This window comes from Bacillus sp. FSL M8-0266, assembly GCF_038613425.1.
Taxonomy (GTDB): Bacteria; Bacillota; Bacilli; order Bacillales; family Bacillaceae; genus Bacillus; species Bacillus pumilus.
The window spans coordinates 1,193,277-1,209,321 of the sequence record NZ_CP152015.1; the positions used below are offsets into that span (position 1 = coordinate 1,193,277).

Annotated in this window: 24 protein-coding genes, 1 tRNA gene and 1 riboswitch; of the genes, 16 read left to right on the top strand and 9 right to left on the bottom strand. The window is 39.1% G+C overall.

Translation table 11 applies throughout. The features are described from left to right. Positions 1-100 precede the first annotated feature (100 nt). From MKY83_RS05785 to MKY83_RS05795, 3 genes are all read right to left on the bottom strand, one after another. Positions 101-580 (bottom strand): spore coat protein, encoded by a 480-nt coding sequence (locus MKY83_RS05785; protein WP_113768431.1) that lies wholly within the window; start codon positions 578-580, stop codon positions 101-103. An 88-nt stretch (positions 581-668) separates the two neighbouring features. Beyond that, positions 669-1,004 carry a spore coat protein gene (locus MKY83_RS05790; protein ID WP_342488306.1) on the bottom strand — a complete coding sequence of 112 codons (336 nt, stop codon included), beginning with the start codon at positions 1,002-1,004 and terminating at the stop codon, positions 669-671. A 44-nt stretch (positions 1,005-1,048) separates the two neighbouring features. Then, positions 1,049-1,435: a spore coat protein gene (locus tag MKY83_RS05795; RefSeq protein ID WP_342488308.1), complete on the bottom strand. Its 387-nt coding sequence runs from the start codon at positions 1,433-1,435 to the stop codon at positions 1,049-1,051. Positions 1,436-1,612: 177 nt separating this feature from the next. Between MKY83_RS05795 and MKY83_RS05800 the strand changes: the two genes are divergently transcribed. The 5 genes from MKY83_RS05800 (at position 1,613) to MKY83_RS05820 (ending at position 3,089) form a co-directional block, all read left to right on the top strand. Beyond that, positions 1,613-1,963, top strand: a complete 351-nt coding sequence (locus MKY83_RS05800) for a DUF1360 domain-containing protein (RefSeq protein ID WP_044140434.1) — start codon at positions 1,613-1,615, stop codon at positions 1,961-1,963. Between the two features lie 71 nt (positions 1,964-2,034). Then, a complete protein-coding gene (locus MKY83_RS05805) occupies positions 2,035-2,163 on the top strand; it encodes a hypothetical protein (protein WP_258395192.1) in 129 nt (42 codons plus the stop codon). An 86-nt stretch (positions 2,164-2,249) separates the two neighbouring features. Next, positions 2,250-2,471 carry a hypothetical protein gene (locus MKY83_RS05810; RefSeq protein WP_335365315.1) on the top strand — a complete coding sequence of 74 codons (222 nt, stop codon included), beginning with the start codon at positions 2,250-2,252 and terminating at the stop codon, positions 2,469-2,471. An 84-nt stretch (positions 2,472-2,555) separates the two neighbouring features. Continuing rightward, a complete protein-coding gene (locus MKY83_RS05815; protein ID WP_003212017.1) occupies positions 2,556-2,693 on the top strand; it encodes a YjcZ family sporulation protein in 138 nt (45 codons plus the stop codon). 138 nt (positions 2,694-2,831) lie between these two features. After that, positions 2,832-3,089, top strand: coding sequence for a stage VI sporulation protein F (locus MKY83_RS05820; protein ID WP_003212292.1), 258 nt, complete (start codon positions 2,832-2,834; stop codon positions 3,087-3,089). Between the two features lie 16 nt (positions 3,090-3,105). Here the strand turns inward: MKY83_RS05820 and MKY83_RS05825 are convergent, their stop codons facing one another. Beyond that, the gene (locus MKY83_RS05825) at positions 3,106-5,418 is read right to left on the bottom strand and encodes an ATP-dependent helicase (RefSeq protein ID WP_342488309.1); all 2,313 of its coding nucleotides are present in this window, start codon (positions 5,416-5,418) and stop codon (positions 3,106-3,108) included. A gap of 126 nt (positions 5,419-5,544) precedes the next feature. Between MKY83_RS05825 and MKY83_RS05830 the strand changes: the two genes are divergently transcribed. Further along, positions 5,545-5,802, top strand: coding sequence for a hypothetical protein (locus MKY83_RS05830; protein ID WP_003210759.1), 258 nt, complete (start codon positions 5,545-5,547; stop codon positions 5,800-5,802). Between the two features lie 82 nt (positions 5,803-5,884). Here MKY83_RS05830 and MKY83_RS05835 read toward each other — a convergent pair whose 3' ends face one another. Genes MKY83_RS05835 through MKY83_RS05845 form a run of 3 tightly spaced genes read right to left on the bottom strand, consistent with a single transcriptional unit; the run spans position 5,885 to position 7,634 of the window. After that, positions 5,885-6,319, bottom strand: coding sequence for a GNAT family N-acetyltransferase (locus MKY83_RS05835; protein WP_342488310.1), 435 nt, complete (start codon positions 6,317-6,319; stop codon positions 5,885-5,887). Positions 6,320-6,325: 6 nt separating this feature from the next. Beyond that, positions 6,326-6,841 (bottom strand): YjcG family protein, encoded by a 516-nt coding sequence (locus MKY83_RS05840; RefSeq protein WP_106030372.1) that lies wholly within the window; start codon positions 6,839-6,841, stop codon positions 6,326-6,328. 52 nt (positions 6,842-6,893) lie between these two features. Further along, on the bottom strand, positions 6,894-7,634 hold the full coding sequence (locus MKY83_RS05845) for an esterase family protein (RefSeq protein WP_044140431.1): 741 nt from the start codon (positions 7,632-7,634) through the stop codon (positions 6,894-6,896). Positions 7,635-7,855: 221 nt separating this feature from the next. Next, a riboswitch (SAM riboswitch) is annotated at positions 7,856-7,977 on the top strand. 79 nt (positions 7,978-8,056) lie between these two features. Here MKY83_RS05845 and MKY83_RS05850 point away from each other — a divergent pair. The 3 genes from MKY83_RS05850 to MKY83_RS05860 all read left to right on the top strand — a co-directional run bounded on the left by MKY83_RS05850 (position 8,057) and on the right by MKY83_RS05860 (position 10,551). Then, complete coding sequence (locus tag MKY83_RS05850) at positions 8,057-9,175, top strand: methionine biosynthesis PLP-dependent protein (protein ID WP_342488311.1); 1,119 nt, start codon at positions 8,057-8,059, stop codon at positions 9,173-9,175. Further along, complete coding sequence (gene metC, locus MKY83_RS05855) at positions 9,172-10,350, top strand: cystathionine beta-lyase (RefSeq protein ID WP_342488312.1); 1,179 nt, start codon at positions 9,172-9,174, stop codon at positions 10,348-10,350. The genes MKY83_RS05850 and metC overlap by 4 nt, the downstream gene beginning before the upstream one ends. Before the next feature lie 128 nt (positions 10,351-10,478). After that, positions 10,479-10,551 (top strand) — tRNA-Val (locus MKY83_RS05860). Between the two features lie 125 nt (positions 10,552-10,676). Here the strand turns inward: MKY83_RS05860 and MKY83_RS05865 are convergent. Continuing rightward, complete coding sequence (locus MKY83_RS05865; RefSeq protein ID WP_342488313.1) at positions 10,677-11,816, bottom strand: tyrosine-type recombinase/integrase; 1,140 nt, start codon at positions 11,814-11,816, stop codon at positions 10,677-10,679. 1 nt (position 11,817) lies between these two features. Continuing rightward, positions 11,818-12,447 carry a helix-turn-helix transcriptional regulator gene (locus MKY83_RS05870; RefSeq protein ID WP_342488314.1) on the bottom strand — a complete coding sequence of 210 codons (630 nt, stop codon included), beginning with the start codon at positions 12,445-12,447 and terminating at the stop codon, positions 11,818-11,820. A gap of 178 nt (positions 12,448-12,625) precedes the next feature. Between MKY83_RS05870 and MKY83_RS05875 the strand changes: the two genes are divergently transcribed. The 7 genes from MKY83_RS05875 to MKY83_RS05905 all read left to right on the top strand — a co-directional run bounded on the left by MKY83_RS05875 (position 12,626) and on the right by MKY83_RS05905 (position 16,035). Continuing rightward, complete coding sequence (locus tag MKY83_RS05875) at positions 12,626-12,808, top strand: helix-turn-helix domain-containing protein (protein WP_342488315.1); 183 nt, start codon at positions 12,626-12,628, stop codon at positions 12,806-12,808. 261 nt (positions 12,809-13,069) lie between these two features. Continuing rightward, a complete protein-coding gene (locus MKY83_RS05880; protein WP_342488316.1) occupies positions 13,070-13,813 on the top strand; it encodes a phage antirepressor KilAC domain-containing protein in 744 nt (247 codons plus the stop codon). Positions 13,814-13,858: 45 nt separating this feature from the next. Beyond that, the gene (locus tag MKY83_RS05885) at positions 13,859-14,077 is read left to right on the top strand and encodes a hypothetical protein (protein ID WP_342488317.1); all 219 of its coding nucleotides are present in this window, start codon (positions 13,859-13,861) and stop codon (positions 14,075-14,077) included. A gap of 19 nt (positions 14,078-14,096) precedes the next feature. Then, positions 14,097-15,140 (top strand): AimR family lysis-lysogeny pheromone receptor, encoded by a 1,044-nt coding sequence (locus tag MKY83_RS05890; protein ID WP_342488318.1) that lies wholly within the window; start codon positions 14,097-14,099, stop codon positions 15,138-15,140. Positions 15,141-15,170: 30 nt separating this feature from the next. Beyond that, positions 15,171-15,293: a lysogeny pheromone AimP family peptide gene (locus MKY83_RS05895; RefSeq protein ID WP_342488319.1), complete on the top strand. Its 123-nt coding sequence runs from the start codon at positions 15,171-15,173 to the stop codon at positions 15,291-15,293. Positions 15,294-15,403: 110 nt separating this feature from the next. Next, positions 15,404-15,559 (top strand): hypothetical protein, encoded by a 156-nt coding sequence (locus tag MKY83_RS05900; protein ID WP_342488320.1) that lies wholly within the window; start codon positions 15,404-15,406, stop codon positions 15,557-15,559. Between the two features lie 77 nt (positions 15,560-15,636). Continuing rightward, entirely contained in the window at positions 15,637-16,035 is a 399-nt protein-coding gene (locus MKY83_RS05905; protein WP_342488322.1) for a hypothetical protein, read from the top strand. Positions 16,036-16,045 lie beyond the last annotated feature (10 nt).

Genomic DNA, 16,045 nt, shown 5'->3' on the forward strand with positions numbered 1-16,045 from the left:
CATATGTATGCGCCCTCTAGTTGGTGTGGGTAAATGACTATTTATATTTGTTGTATTTTTATAAAAGGAAAAGCAGAGCTTTTCGCTCTGCTTTTGTACATTAGAGGATACCGATCGCAATGATTGTCGCAACAAGTGTTTGTGTAAGTGTTTGGATTGCGATTGAGATGTCCGCATCGATTGTCGATACTGTAACGTTTCTTGAATTTTCGATGACAAGTTTTTGGCGGTTTGTTTGTTTGTGAGTAGCAGCTTGTAAAAGATCCTGTGTGACGCGGTCTGCTAAATCACCGTCTGCGATTGAGATATTTGTAATGGTGATGATCGCTGTTTGAACAGCTACTTGGATAGATGCTGCAACCTGTGCATCAACAGAAGAGACATTAATGTCACAAGAGTCTCTGACGATAATGACTTCCTCAGATGTCTGCTTTGTAAAACTCACTTGATCAAAGTCTTGCAAGACATCTTCATCATCATAATAGTGGCCGTCACAAACTGCTTTTCTTTCATAGTTGTAATCGCCGTGGTGTGTACAGTTACGATCTAGAGCGACCCAAGAGTATGGTTTAGAATCCATTTCTATTCCTCCTTCCGTTTACTTTATTAAATGCTGGAATGAATGGTTTTGTCTCGGGCATTTACCCTAGCAGGCAACCCATTTTTATTTAATCGTTGTTTCGCTGCGCATCACGGCGCTGCTGAATACGATCTCGAAGTGAATTTCGTTTTGGACGTACTTTTGGTTCAGGCTGTACTTCTTCCACATGTGTTGCTGACTCTGCCTGCCTTTTTTTCTCCTGCTGCTGCTGTACGAATTCATCTGCTTTCTTTTGTAAGTCCTCAACTAATTTCAAAATCATTCTTCTTTGATCATCTGAAATATTTGCTTTCTGATCATCTGTGATATTGTTTTTGTTTAAAATATCACTTACAAGAAGGCTCGTTAATGGATCAACATCAGTGTTGATTTGAAACTCCTTTTTTTCGTTCTCTTCAGCCACGATTATTTCACCTCTTTCATACATAATGTTAGAAAAAGAAAGGGTCAAAGAATGCCGGCTTCAACTAAGAGTACATTCAATGTTTGAGTGAGAATTTGGACAGAGTTCATAATAGATGCATCTGATAATGTAATCGTGACGTTATAGCAATTGATGATTTGGATCACAGTTTTCTTTTGGACTGTTACTTGTTGTGTGGCTAAAAGCTGATCTGTGATGTCTGCAGCCAATTCATCGTCTGGTACAAGAAGTTGGATTAAAAGAGTAATGATTGTCGTTACGGTCGCTTGAAGGGAGAGTGCGGCTGTTACATCTGTTTTATGAATTGTGACATTTTCGGAATCTTTGATCTCAATGAAATCATCATAATTGCTGATTAGTTCGTATAACAGTTGTGTGTATAATAAATCAGCACTTTCTTCAATAGACAATACTTTCACTCCTTTCTTATCTATACATTATTTAATGCAGCAGAGGCTCAAGGTGGAATCGGAAAGTGTGAAAAAGTACAACCCAATTTTATTTCCGCTCGATTCATCATGGCGTTCATTCTTTTTGCATATATAAAGAAAGGACGCAAAAAAAAAGAAAGAAGGAGGTGGAGGCTCCTGAGCGGTGCTTTGTCATTTGTCGTGTTTGCCCTCGCATCCTTTAGACTGACGAGGCTGATTGTATTTGATACCATTACTGCTCCTTTCCGCCGTTTATTTCATGAAGAACAGGAAGAGGTCAATGAACAAGGTGAAGTAGAGACATATATTATCATTAAAGGTAAAGGGCTGCGGTCTTGGGTAGGAGAGCTGTTAAGCTGTTATTGGTGTACTGGCATGTGGTGCACTGCTGCTTTACTTCTGATATACATATTATTTCCTGTCATTAGCATGTGGCTTAATTTACTATTAGCGATTGCCGCAGCAGCAGGCATGATTGAAGCGATCGTCTCAAAGCTGGTGAAATAAACAGGCATTCTGATCAGACACGCTTTTAAAAAATGCATATACTATCATGGAAGAGGAAAGGAAGGGTTGCGATGAAACCAAATGAAACACCGTCACACATGCTTCAAGGTTATCCAGCGCAGTCAAATCAACAATCTGTTTATACGAAGAAAATTAAAAAAGCAGGCTGCGGCTGTGGAAAGAAAAAGAAACCTCAATAGAAGAGAAAACAAAAGCCGGATTTATCCGGTTTTTTTGTTGCCCTTTTTTTGAGTGATGCATATGTAAGAGAGAAGGGGTGACCAGAATGGATGCATTCGAACAATTAATCGGTTCCTTGTTCACTAAACCCCATGATGGGAAAGAGCAAGCGCATGAAAAGGTTGAAATGGATCTAACGGATAAAGCGAAGGATCTTGAGGAGCATTTAAAAGCATTTGGCGTGAAGATGGATGCTTTTGCGAAAGAAACAGAAGCATTCATGATACGTCATGGAGAGGCAGATTACGTCTTTAAACAGCAGAAATAAAAATTCCGCACTTTTTTATGTGATCGTCCAAACCATTTGTTGTATTTTTCATATTTTGTAAGGGAGAAGAGGAGGTGCTTATATATGAGTTGTTACGGTTACGGTGGCGGTTCTTGCGGCGGCTACGGCGGAGGTTATGGCGGCGGATATGGATCAACATTTGTTCTTGTCGTTGTGCTTTTCATCCTTCTAATCATCGTTGGTGCTTCTTTCTTTAACTAAACAGTAAGAAGGTGAGGGAAGCAATAGGGGAGCCTTTTGCTTTCCTTTCTCTTTGGGCAAACAAGGCTTTAGGATAGGCACATATCTCGCCTATTTTCATATAGTAAGGTGATTACTCCACAAAGAGGAGGCAAATGAATGGATAATAAATTCTTTAAAAGCGTTGAAAATAAAACAGGTGTGAATATGAACGACGTTTTTAAACTTGCAGGTTCTTTGCAAAATGCCAACTTTAAAGATGAAGCAACAGTTCGAGGCGTCATTAAAAAAGTAGCACAGCTTGCGAATAAACGTGTACCGAAAGAAATGGAAGACAAAATCGTTCAATCGATTACAAGTGGAAAAGAAAAGCTTGATTTCAATACCATCGCTAAAATGATGAACAACAAAAAATAAACAACAGGCTCTCCGCTTAAAGGGGGGCCTGTTGTTTTTCTGTGAATAATTCTCGGTTTTTCTTTAGAAGGGGATACAAAAAGCGCGAGCGATGAGCAGTTTTTCCTCGTCTAAATGATGGAACCGATAGATAAAGAGATTGTTCAGCTCTTGTCATAGCCACATATAATAAACGGCGCTCTTCTTCCAAGGCTTCTTCATCACCGTTTCTGAGTTCATCGAGTGAGAAATCATGTGGCAGTGCTCCGTCGACCACGCAAGTGATGTACACCGTTTGGAATTCCAGTCCCTTTGCACGGTGAATCGTCATGAGCTGAACACCTGGTTCGTCTGTTTTTTCTTTTTCGGCAGATTTCATATGTTCGGCATGTGCGAGAAAGGCTTCAATCGTTTCAAAGCGTTTGGCGGCGGTTTTTACATCTCGTACATCATCCGCGCCCTTTTCAAGTACATTCGTATCATTCACTCGTTTTTTCAAGTAATCACCAAGTCCCATCTTTTGTTCAATAAACGCCACAGCGTCAGACGGCTTTAAATTGCGTAACGTGCGGAACAGAGGAACAATGGATTGCAGCTTTTTCCGTTGAAACGGCTGAATATCTGTTAGTTTTCCGAGTGCGTCGACCATTGAACAATCTTCCGTGATGGTTAGTGCCTTCATTGTGTTTAAGGTCTGCTGCTTTAAAAAGAAAACCGGAAGCAGCTGTTTCATAGCCGCCACATCATCGGCATCCTGACTTAAAGAGAGAAAGGCGAGAAGAACCCGAACAATTCGTCTGCTGTAGAAGGCTTTGACACCAGGCTCCGTCTCATACGGAATCGCGGATTGATGCAGACGCTCATAAATCGCGCGGCCTCCCGTATTGGTGCGAAAGAGTACGCAGATATCATTCGGCTTTGCGCCGTTTTTAATTTTCTCCTGAATATCTGCCACGATCATGGTCGCTTCCTCTTCCTCGTCATATGGATAAAAGAGCTTAGGAGGGATTGTCTCCGATCGGACGGCTTTTAACGTTTTCTCATAACGATGCTGATTTTTCTTAATAATGGCATCCGCACTTGCGACAATTGTATGATGCGACCGATAATTGGCATGTAAATGGACAATCTGAGCCGAAGGATAATCTCGTTTGAATTCAAGAATGAAAGCAGGATTACTGCCCCTAAAGGCATAAATGGCTTGATCATCATCACCGACACAAAATAGCTGCTCAGATTCTCCAGCTAACAGCTGAATCAATTGATATTGAACTGGATTTATATCCTGAAATTCATCCACCAATATATATTTGAACCGTTCTTGATACCGTTTCAGCAGTTCAGGCTGTTCAGTCAGCATGTGCAAGCAGGCAATGGACATGTCATCAAAGTCAAATTGCTGATTATCTCGTTTTTGATGTTCATAGGATTGATAGATCGTCCACATGTGCTTTTCCTTTTCATCCTTCAAATCAGGAAGCTCACCTGGTAAAAAAGCATTTTTCCAATAGCCGATCGATTGCAGGACTTGATCGGTAGGGTAGTCTTTTTCATCTAGTCCTTCATTCATGATGGCTTTCCGAATGTACTGTTCCTTCTGCCAATCAAACTTAATCAGGTGCTGGCCATTCCATTTGTTTGCGTCATCGTGAAGCAGCATTTTATAAAAAAGACTATGGAAGGTGCCTGTCACCACTTGGCTTGCTTGTGATGGGTGAAGCTGATATTGCTTGCGCAGTCTTTCTTTCATTTCACTGCTGGCTTTTGTGGTGAAAGTCACAAGTAAGATATGGTGAGCAGGAATATGATGATGTGACATGAGATAAGCCGCTCTTGCTGTCAGGACTCTTGTTTTCCCGCTGCCAGCGCCAGCCAGCACCAGCATTGGACCGTCTTTATGTGTGACAGCTTGAAGCTGCGGTGTGCTAAAGGTGATATGCGGAAAGAGATCGATGGTATGTGCTTGTTCATTCTCTTCTAAATGTAACGCATCACTAAATTGAATCGACCTTGGTTCCTGCCAGTCATATGATTCATTCGTTTGCGAGATGATTTGTTTACCTGTTGGAAAACGGAAGCCCCCAAGTTCTTTATAAGAAGCATTTTCCTCTCGCTCTGCGTGTTTTTTCTGATTATCTTGTTCTTCTGCTTGTTCACACAGCTCGTGCTGAGACATATGTTTATGAATAAAGGCAGGTTCTTCATGTATATTTAATCTGAAAAAGACTGGTTGTCCGCAATATGGGCAGAATAAGTGCCCTTTTTTTCCCTCGTCATGGAGGAATTGATAATGTTCTCTCGAATACGTATGTAATGAGATCGTTCGATCATGTCGTCGTGCGCATTTCAAAGCTAGTCCTCCAATAGTTAATCAATCTTAAAAAGAAACACATCTAATCATATCAAATGAGACGTGTTTCAAACAGTCATAATTAGGGAATAGTAGAGTAGAAGAGAAGCAAAGGAGGCGTTCTTGATGGGATATATAGCCCCGATTCAGCCGGATCTGTATTTTCAGTATATCAATCGTCCTGCTCCTCAGGATAAAGAAGACTACGCGAAAGTAACTAAGGTTACTCGCACCTTTCATGACAAGATATACAGAGAGCTGGAGAAAAAAGAGGACTTAGTGACAGAAGCGGAAACGAAAGTACAGCAAAAAAAGCGGGAACGCTTTGTACGAGATATGTTTATGGAGGAAGGCAAAGGCGTTCATATTAATACGTATATATAAATGATTGCGCTTTCTTCCGTTGACGAACGATGATAAAGAAAGAAAAGCCAGGGCATCTTGAATGCTCTGGCTTTTCTTTTGGTCAAACAGACAGTGTTTTTGTCATTTTGATATGTGTGATCCCCGCTTCTTCAAACGGTTCAGATACGGCTTTGTAGCCTTTTTTTTCGTAGAAAGGAAGAGCTTGGACTTGTGCGTGCATAACTGCTTCCTTCGCTCCATTCGCAATGGCTTCTGTTTCCAGCGCTTCTAATAGTTTGTGGCCAAGGCCGAAAGCGCGCGCCTCTTTTAACACACAAATTCGTTCTAGCTTTGCCTTTGGCCCTTCAATGATCCGTAATCTAGCTGCTGCTTGAGGCTTCATTTCATCGTTATAAATGACAAAATGAATGGCCTCGTCTTCTAGTTCATCTATTTCAATCTCTATTGGGACTTCTTGTTCTTTGACGAATACTTCTTTTCGAACGTAATATGCATCTTCTCGTTGTGTTTGTGCTGTTGCGATGACTGTTTTCAAATGTCTTTAACCCTCTTCTCCTAAAATAAATGTTTCATAGACGGTCCAAGATCCGTTCTCTAATTGATATAAAAGGTGGAAGCGATCCACTGTTTCTTCATGGTCAATCTTTCTCAGCTTTAATGTGCCAAGTACGTCTGAATGCTCATCATCTGATAGTTTTTGAGCCACTGTCACATGCGGAACAAAGGCATATTCAGGTGTGCCAGCAAGTGGATCTGCGTACAATCTTTCATTGAGCGCCATGATTTCCTCGTTCGGTTCTACTTTCATATAAATGACGTTGTTTACAGGAGCGAATGAACTGAATTTTTTAATACGTAACGTAATAGGAGAAACATTTTTTGCATACTCTCTTAACGTTGAGACGACCTCAGCCGCTTCTAAATCCGTTAATTCAAAAGGTGTTCTAAGTGTTAAATGAGGCGGTATGAGTGCATAGTTCGGATCATAACGCTTCCGGTAAGAGTTCGCAATATCTTGCAATTTTTTTGATGGAAATATAACAACTCCGTATTTCATCGTGTTCCCTCCTGATTAAGAAAGTATTTATTATTGTTTATTATAACAAAATTCAGTTGATTAACGAATATGGGAGCATTCTTTTTAACGAAGGCGCAATGAGTGGCTGCCAAAACGTCCATTTATGATCCCCTTCGAATGTCTCAAATAAATAATCCGCACCTGACTGTTCAAGAAGTGCCTTTAAATCGTCGTTTGGTTGAATAAAATCAAGCACTTGGCCATCTGTCGTTTTCACAGCCGTTTCTTCCAGTCCAATTTGATGGATAATCGCATAATGAGAAAGGGCTGTCGACTGTTTAACAGCTTCTAAGACTGAATCATCAACGTAAGGAGACTGCAAAATGAGTCCGCCAAATAAAGAAGGATAATCAATCGCTGTCATAAGGGAAATCGTAGCACCTAGCGAATCACCAATAAACGTGCGTCCTGAGCCAATTTGATAGGTAGGGTAGTGCGTATCAATATAAGGGACAAGTTCATTTGCTAAAAAGCGTTTATATGCTTCAAATTTTGTGCCATCTGGATGATACGTATTCCGTCTTTCCGTGACATTTTCATAAGGGACACCAATGATAATGGAGCGTTCCATTTCTTTGTTTTGCATCAATTCTTCTGCCTGTCTGCCTATTTTTCCTAAGCGGAAATAATCATGACCATCTTGGGCAATGATGACATGATATGTATAAAGGGGGGAATAATTGACTGGCAAATAGATCAAAAGGGTCATATCCGCCCCAAGTTCTTTTGAATGTAAGGTTTCTTCTTGAATAATGCCTGTTTTCTTCACCATAATCCATTCCTCCAGCTAACCGATTTCATCACAAAGTGAAACGTTTCCATTCATTGTAACATGAAAAATAGCGTTGTTCCTATATGCTAACATGCAATCAATTCAGTTAACACCGAATCTGTTATAAAATACAGAAAATTTCAATTAATTGTTCAGATTCCTCTTGAAAAATGAGATTTAATGCGTTACAGTATTAAGAATTAGAACAGACAGACAACACATTCTTATCGTGAGAGGTGGAGGGACTGGCCCTTTGAAACCTCAGCAACCGGTATGCATCACTTCATGTGATGTACCAAGGTGCTAAATCCAGCAAGCAGCTTTTTTGCTTGGAAGATAAGAGGAAGCGATTAAAACCCCTTCTTCTTATGAAGAAGGGGTTTTCTGTTTTGAAATCAGATTTTTACTTAGGATGGTGTCAAATGACAGAACATGTGGAAACGACATTAGCGCAAATTGGAAACCGTAGCGAAGAGGCAACTGGTACGGTCAGTCCCCCCGTTTATCTTTCAACAGCATACAGACATAGAGGCATAGGGGAATCAACCGGATTTGATTACATTCGAACGAAAAACCCAACAAGGCAGCTTGTAGAGGATGCGATTGCTTCACTCGAAGAAGGGACGGCCGGATTTGCCTTCAGTTCGGGAATGGCTGCGATCCAAACGATCATGGCGCTATTTGAAAGCGGTGATGAACTCATCGTCTCATCAGACCTATATGGCGGTACATATCGTTTGTTTGAAAACGAATGGAAAAAGTACGGCTTACGTTTTCTTTACGATGATTTTTCAGATGAAGACTGTTTACGCTCTAAAATCACGCCAAACACAAAAGCAGTCTTTATTGAAACGCCGACAAATCCACTTATGCAGGAAGCGGATATTCAAAAAATAGCGAAGATTGCAAAAGAACATGGCGCTTTGGTCATTGTCGATAACACCTTTTACACACCCGTTTTGCAAAAGCCGATTACGCTTGGAGCGGACATTGTCATCCATAGTGCAACCAAATATTTAGGTGGACACAATGACGTTCTTGCCGGGCTTGTGGTGACAAAAGGAGAGAAGCTCTCTGAAGACATGTTCCAGCATCAAAACGCAATTGGCGCCGTTTTATCTCCATTTGACTCATGGCTGTTAATGAGAGGGGTGAAAACACTGGCACTTAGAATGCGCCAGCACGAGGCAAATGCGAAGGAGCTAGCTGAGTTTTTAAAGAAACAGCCAGAAATTCAAGATGTCCTTTACCCGGGCAAAGGAGGAATGCTGTCATTCCGTGTAGCTGAAGAGGACTGGGTCAATCCATTTTTAAAGCAGCTGAAAACGATTTGTTTTGCTGAAAGTCTTGGCGGAATCGAAAGCTTCATTACGTATCCTGCGACGCAAACGCACATGGATATCCCTGAGGAAATTCGCATTGAAAACGGTGTGTGTAACAAACTGCTCCGTTTCTCCGTTGGTATTGAGCACGTAGATGACCTGAAGGCAGACCTAAAGCAGGCACTATCACAAATAAAAGAGGAGGTACATGCCAAATGACCACACATGATTGGACATTCGAAACCCAACTCGTTCATAATGCATTCAAAACAGACCGTTCAACAGGTGCAGTCAGTGTGCCGATTCAGCATGCATCCACCTTTCATCAAAGCAGCTTCGATGATTTTGGTCAATATGACTACTCAAGATCGAGAACTCCTACACGTCAAGCATTAGAGGATACGATTGCGGCGCTAGAAGGAGGAACAAGAGGGCTTGCTTTTGCATCAGGCATGGCAGCCATCTCAACTGCTTTTCTTCTATTATCAAAAGGAGATCACGTCCTTGTCACAAGAGATGTGTATGGCGGTACTTTCAGAATGATTACTCAAGTTCTTTCGCGATTTGGCATTGAGCATACCTTTGTGGACATGACGGATTTGTATGAAGTCAAAAGAGGCATTCAATCGAATACAAAAGTCATTTACATGGAAACGCCGTCAAACCCGACTCTAGGAATTACGGATATTGGGGGCGTCGTCCAGCTTGCCAAAGAACATGACTGTCTGACTTTTTTAGATAATACATTTTTAACACCCGCTCTTCAGCGTCCGCTTGATCTTGGTGTTGACGTTGTCCTGCACAGCGCAACGAAATTTTTAAGCGGTCACAGTGATGTACTGTCAGGCTTAGCTGTAGTGAAAGACGAGAAACTGGGTGAGGAACTTTATTCGCTGCAAAACTCCTTCGGTGCGGTCCTTGGCGTGCAGGATTGCTGGCTCGTATTAAGAGGGTTAAAAACCCTTCAAGTCAGATTAGAAAAAGCAAGCCAAACGGCATTAGAACTCGCTTCATTTCTCAAAGAACATCCTGCGGTGAAAAAAGTATACTATCCAGGCTTAGATGACCATCCAGGGGCAGACATTCAGCGAAAGCAAGCGAGCGGAGCTGGAGCAGTTCTCTCATTTGAATTAGAAAACCAAGCAGCGGTCAAAGAATTAGTGGATGCTGTCACATTACCTGTATTCGCTGTCAGCCTTGGCGCCGTCGAATCCATTCTGTCATACCCAGCCAAAATGTCACATGCTGCTATGCCAAAAGAAGAAAGAGAAAAAAGAGGGATTACGGACGGCCTGCTTCGATTAAGTGTAGGAGTAGAAAACGGAGAAGACCTCAAACGCGACTTCAAACAAGCACTCGATCAACTAAAGCCCGTTCTTGTAAACCAATCATAAAGAAGAGAAAAAGCCGGCACAGCCGCCGGCTTTTTGACCTTTTTTCAACAAAACCATTGACGACGGATTATGATGATTATATAATAGAGACTGTCAGTAACAGAAAGCCCAGAACTGATACATAACCCGATTCCGTAGCTCAGCTGGGAGAGCGCTACCTTGACAGGGTAGAGGTCGCTGGTTCGAGCCCAGTCGGAATCATATGAAAAGACGTTGATACAGAGCCATTCTTGAGATAATCGAGAGTGGCTTTTGTGTTTTTAAAACCAAGAAGGTAACAAAAAGGTAACATTGCATAATAAAAACCACACTGAAATATAGTGTGGTCAATTTAAAATGCCGTCCATTTGATCAGCTATTTGTTGGCTTGTTGAAGGTAGTACATGAGCATATGTTTGAAGTGTTACTTTTATACTTTTATGTCCTAGTCTTTCACTCACTGCTTTTACAGGTGCGCCATTCAATAATAAGATCGTTGCACAAGTGTGTCTCAGATCATGAAACCGTATTTTGGTAACGCCTGTTTCTTCTATTGCAGGGTTCATTATTCTGTTTCGGATGTTAGATGGATTTAATGGTGTTCCGCGCGGTGTACAAAAGACCAAATCCTGATCTTTATATATATCAGCATATTTTTCTTTTTCTTTTTCTAACTTAGCTCTATGCTCTTTTAATACTTCAAGGGCTTTATTGCCTAAATCGATACTTCTATTACCCGCTTCGGTTTTAGCCCCAAGATACATCTCTCTAGCATCATGCGACATCACTTGTTTAATTGATAAGCGTTTGTGTTTAAAGTCGATGTCCTTCCAACGCAATCCTAAAAGCTCTCCTTGCCTCATACCAGTGTGTAAGGCTATATAAAAAAGACAGTATAGCCTATGATCTTTAACACCATCCAGGAAAGTTTTGGCCTCTTCTTCAGTCCAAACACTTGTCTCTTGTTTTTTCATCTTCGGGAGAGTTGCTTTGTCACAGGGGTTCTTTTTAATTAATTCATGATCAATCGCATAATTAAAACATGCGCTAATAACATCAAAAGCTTTATCTATAGTTTCGGGTGCATATCCTTTTTTTATTTTCCCTTTTTTTGTTTTTCTTGTAAGCATGTCAGCTATAAAATTGTCAATATCCTCTGTGGTAATCCTGGATATTGCTGCATCACCCAAGAAAGGTAGCACATATTGATCTAAGTTAATTCTGTAATTTTCAATTGTTTGCTTAGCTAAACCTATTTTTTTCTTAGTGAACCACTTTTCAGCAAGCTCAGAAAAAGATATCTTTGCTGGATCAATGTAAGTGCCTTCGTTGATTTCATTCTCTACTTTAGATTTAAATGCTTTAGCCTCTTTCATTTTCTTGAAGCCTTTTTTCTTTTTCTGTTTGCGTTTGCCATTCACATAAATGTCGTACATGACATAGTAATGCTCTTTTCCTTGCTTTTCATATGAATGAATAGAGGCCATATTATCTTCCTTTCGTATTCGTCTCCCAACCTTTTTTCTCTAGCCTTCTTCCTCGTTCCAAGGATTTTTTAAAATCTTCTTCAATCTGCTCGTTAACCAGTCTTTCAAGTTCAAACAAAGTCTCTTCTTCAAAAAATTCGTTAAATACTTTTTCAATGGCCTTATGTTCTAGTTGATACATGTTTCTGTCAGACTCAGTTTCCTCACCTGGGTTATATCCAATAAATGAAGCAACTCTAATATTAAATCTAGTCATTGTGCCAACGATTGGTGAAGTTACATTAAAAACTAATTGCGCTTCAACTTCTTGTGGCTTCTTGCTTTCTTTTTTATTGCGAGAAGATTCATTATCACTATCTTTGTGAGACAGCTGAAACATTATTGTAGGGTGAACAGTGTTCAAAAACTTCTGTATATCTGAGTTTTCTTCAGGATCGATATCGAGATATTCTAACAATTTAAACAAATTTCTAATTGCATTGACTCTTCTACCGATTTTTCCGTTTTCTATATTACTGATAGTTGCTGTTGAAATATCAATTTCATCTGCGATATCTACAGCTCTGAGTTGTTTTTGTTCTCGGGCTAGTTTTATCGTACTCCCAATTTTCATTAAAAGTTTTTCGGCCATTCAAAATCCCTCCTTTAAAGCAAATCAATTATAGCACTTAAATTAACGTTATTCAATTTAACTATAAAATAAATTTAATTTAAATTTGATTTCAAGTTGACTTTAATTAATTTTAATATTATTATAAGATTACACCCAGAGGATATGAGGGGAGTTCAAAAGAAAAGGAGGAAATTTGTTGACGGCAATTCTTGAGAAACCGGTACTTGAAGTGAAAGACATCCAGAATTTTATGGGCATTGGCAAGAGACAGGCTTACGATCTTGTGAAAAAAGGATTATTCCCAGCGCATAAAATTGGCACAGTATACCGTATTCCAGCAAAAGCATTTTTCAACTGGTTTAACGGAGTATCAGAATAAACGAATACATACATAAGCAATACCTTTTACATAATTGGAGTGATTCAAATGAAAAGTCTTTACATATCTAACGGAAAAATAAACTGGCACTACTCCAACTCAACCTAGATTAATAGAGTCATATACGTTCCTTGAAAATTAAATAAACTTTTTTACATAACTGTCTTACGAGCATGTCTTACGAACGCCAATTGTTATTGAAATGTTTACTTTTGCCTACAATATAGTTGAGAGCAAAAAATCTAAACTGGAGGGAGTATATTGGAAAACAAATTAAAAGTAATTGAACAGGATGGACAGCTTATGGTGGATAGTCGTGAAGTGGCAGAGATGGTTGAGAAAAGACATGCGGATTTGGTAAGGAGTATTGAGTCTTACTTAGTTGTAATAGATCAAAACGCAAAATTGCGTTCTGATGATTTCTTTATAGAAAGCACATACCAAGCAGGGACGGGAAAACTTTACAAACATTATCTACTCACAAAAAAAGGTTGCGATCTGGTAGCCAATAAGATGACGGGAGATAAAGGGATATCTTTCACAGCTCAATATGTTTCTAGATTTGAAGAAATGGAGAAGGCGTTAAAAGCTAGACCTTCATTAATTGACACTTATCTTGGGCTGGATGAAGAAGAGCGAGCCATTGCTTACTTCACTGAAAGAAAGGCGAAGCGTGAACTACAAGCGCAGTTGTCATTGGCAGAGCCTAAAGTAGAGAAATACAACCAATTTTTAGATGCAGACGGGTTAATGAAAATTGGACAACTAGCTAAAGTGCTCTGTATCAAAGGAATGGGGCAGAATAACCTTTTCAAATATTTAAGAGAAAACAATATTTTAATGAGTGGGACAAACAAAAACGTTCCTTATCAGAAATATGTAGACCGAGGATTCTTTCAGGTGAAAACACAGGAAACCAATATCGGAATTAAAACAATCACACTTGTTACACCAAAGGGCGCAGACTTCATAGCTGATCTATTAGCAAATAGAGAAGCTGTATAAGAGAGGGGGGTGCTTCCCCCTTATACATTAAAAGGAGGTAAACGAATGTCAGCTTTACTTGAACATCCAGAAACCTTTCAATCGAATGTGAGTGACAGACAAGAGCAAGCAAATCTTATTATGAGATCTGAGTTTGTTTTTAATAATCCTGATGCTTATGTTCAATTTCTTAATAATTATAGAAACACACCAGAACTTAGTTTTTTAGCTCAACAAGAAATCGACACCGAAATAAAAATGTTTGATCCAGACTATTCTTATTAAATAAATTCGGGGGTTTACTATGAAAACAGTTGTTTCTGAGGGTTTTGATTCAATCATAAAATTAATAGAAGAAAGTTGGCAAAAGGAAGCACCCAGTACGATCAAGAAGGTATCTGAAAGGCTGGACATTGATGCAAATTGGGCAAGAGATATATTAGAGTATGCGGACGTGAATCAGTATCACAGGCTTACAGATGCCCTTATAACGCTCCTGTCGAAATCATCTAATTGTATTAATAAAGAATGTGCTCAAATCTATTCTGTACATAGAGAATTAACAAATGGAGAGTTAAGCACAGTTAATGCAATTAAGAAGACAGCGAAGTTAGACATTATCTCAATGGAAATGAAAGTCTTCTCCAGGTTGATGCTTCTTTACAGGTACTTAAATCTTGGACGTTTTGATCTTTTGGATGAGATTATTGGTGAAATAGACTTGGATGTACTTGAAACAGACACCTACTTCAGAGACTCTTATAGGTGTCGTATGTTAATTTTGTTAGCTAACAACGCCCTCAATAGAAACAACACAAAGAAGTGTCGTATGTATGCTGGTTATGCACTTGCAGAAACAAAGATTAGGAGATTTGTTGTTTACGCATATTTGAACATTGGTAATACCTACATCTTCGAAGATTATGACATAGCGAAGGAAAACTTACTTAAGGGGTTAGAAAGAAGCAACATAGGAGATATTTTTTATGATGACATTATCAGCAGCCTTTGCTTTGTAGAGAATGTTTGGGGAAAAGATAATCCCTGGGTCATTAAAAATGCTGACAACATATTAGATATCCAAGAAGAGGCTTTTAGCTTAATCAATAAAGGAGAAATGATTAGAGCACAGCAAATACTTTTAGAACTAGAGGGAATGGATCAACATGATTCGTATCTAGGTTATCATTTTTATCTCAAAGCACTAGCGTTCAATGAAAAGGCTTATCTCTATGACTCAATTGAACATTTTAAAAAGGCAGGAGATAAATACTGCATAAAACTTCCTTTACGTGAATTAGAACGCCAAGGGGAGAGCGAGAGAATTTTAGAGTTATTAGCTATTTAATAGCAAAATAACTTGAAGGGAGGTGATTATATGAAGAAAGTATTATTTGGTATTGTTATTGCAGCAACACTAGCCGTATCTTTTGTAGGTGGTCAGCAATCGTTTCAAACTGCAGCTGATTATCATACTGCAGGAATGGGGCGTGGAGCATAAATCGATACATATTGGAAGGGTAGGGAGTTGGATCCCTGCCTTTTTGATCAAATTTGATCTCATTAGTGATTTTGGACGAAGTTGATAAAATATGGGTGAGGGAGGATTCAATGAAACCAAACGATAATGAAAAATCATCTGTTGTTGAATCAGAAAAAAAGAAACGTATCTGGGAAGCTTCAAAATACATAAATAGGCAATATGATAAGTGTCTTCGTATGTTATCTGATCAAGGTGAAGGTGCATCATCGAAGGATTTTAGATAATGATTACATTGAGACATTAATTGATATGGAAATGTTATACTGTAATTACCAAATTTAAAGAAAGTAGGTTCTCTTCAATGGAGATTGTTGAAGTTGTTCAAGATAATGGTGAAAAACAATATTTTAGAGCTATAGACAGATGGCCGTTAGAGGGTGATTGGATACTTCCAGTTGATAATAGAGAAAAACATATGGATACATGTTTCAGCAATAGATTTCGAGTTCTAAATAATCTTAGATTTGATAGTGTTTATAAAGTTATAAAGGTTAAGAACGTCAAGCATGTAATTATTAAAGATGACATTGGTGACTCTGCTGAATTGGATTCATATCAATATAAAGTTCTAAAAAAGATTTCACCAAAGGAAATCAATTTTTTTAATGATCAAATACATGTGCTTAAGCATCTTGATTCAAATTTGAAAAAACTAAAAAGTCTATCATCGAATAAGGGGAGAGATTGTTATAAAAATTGAAGTTCTTGAA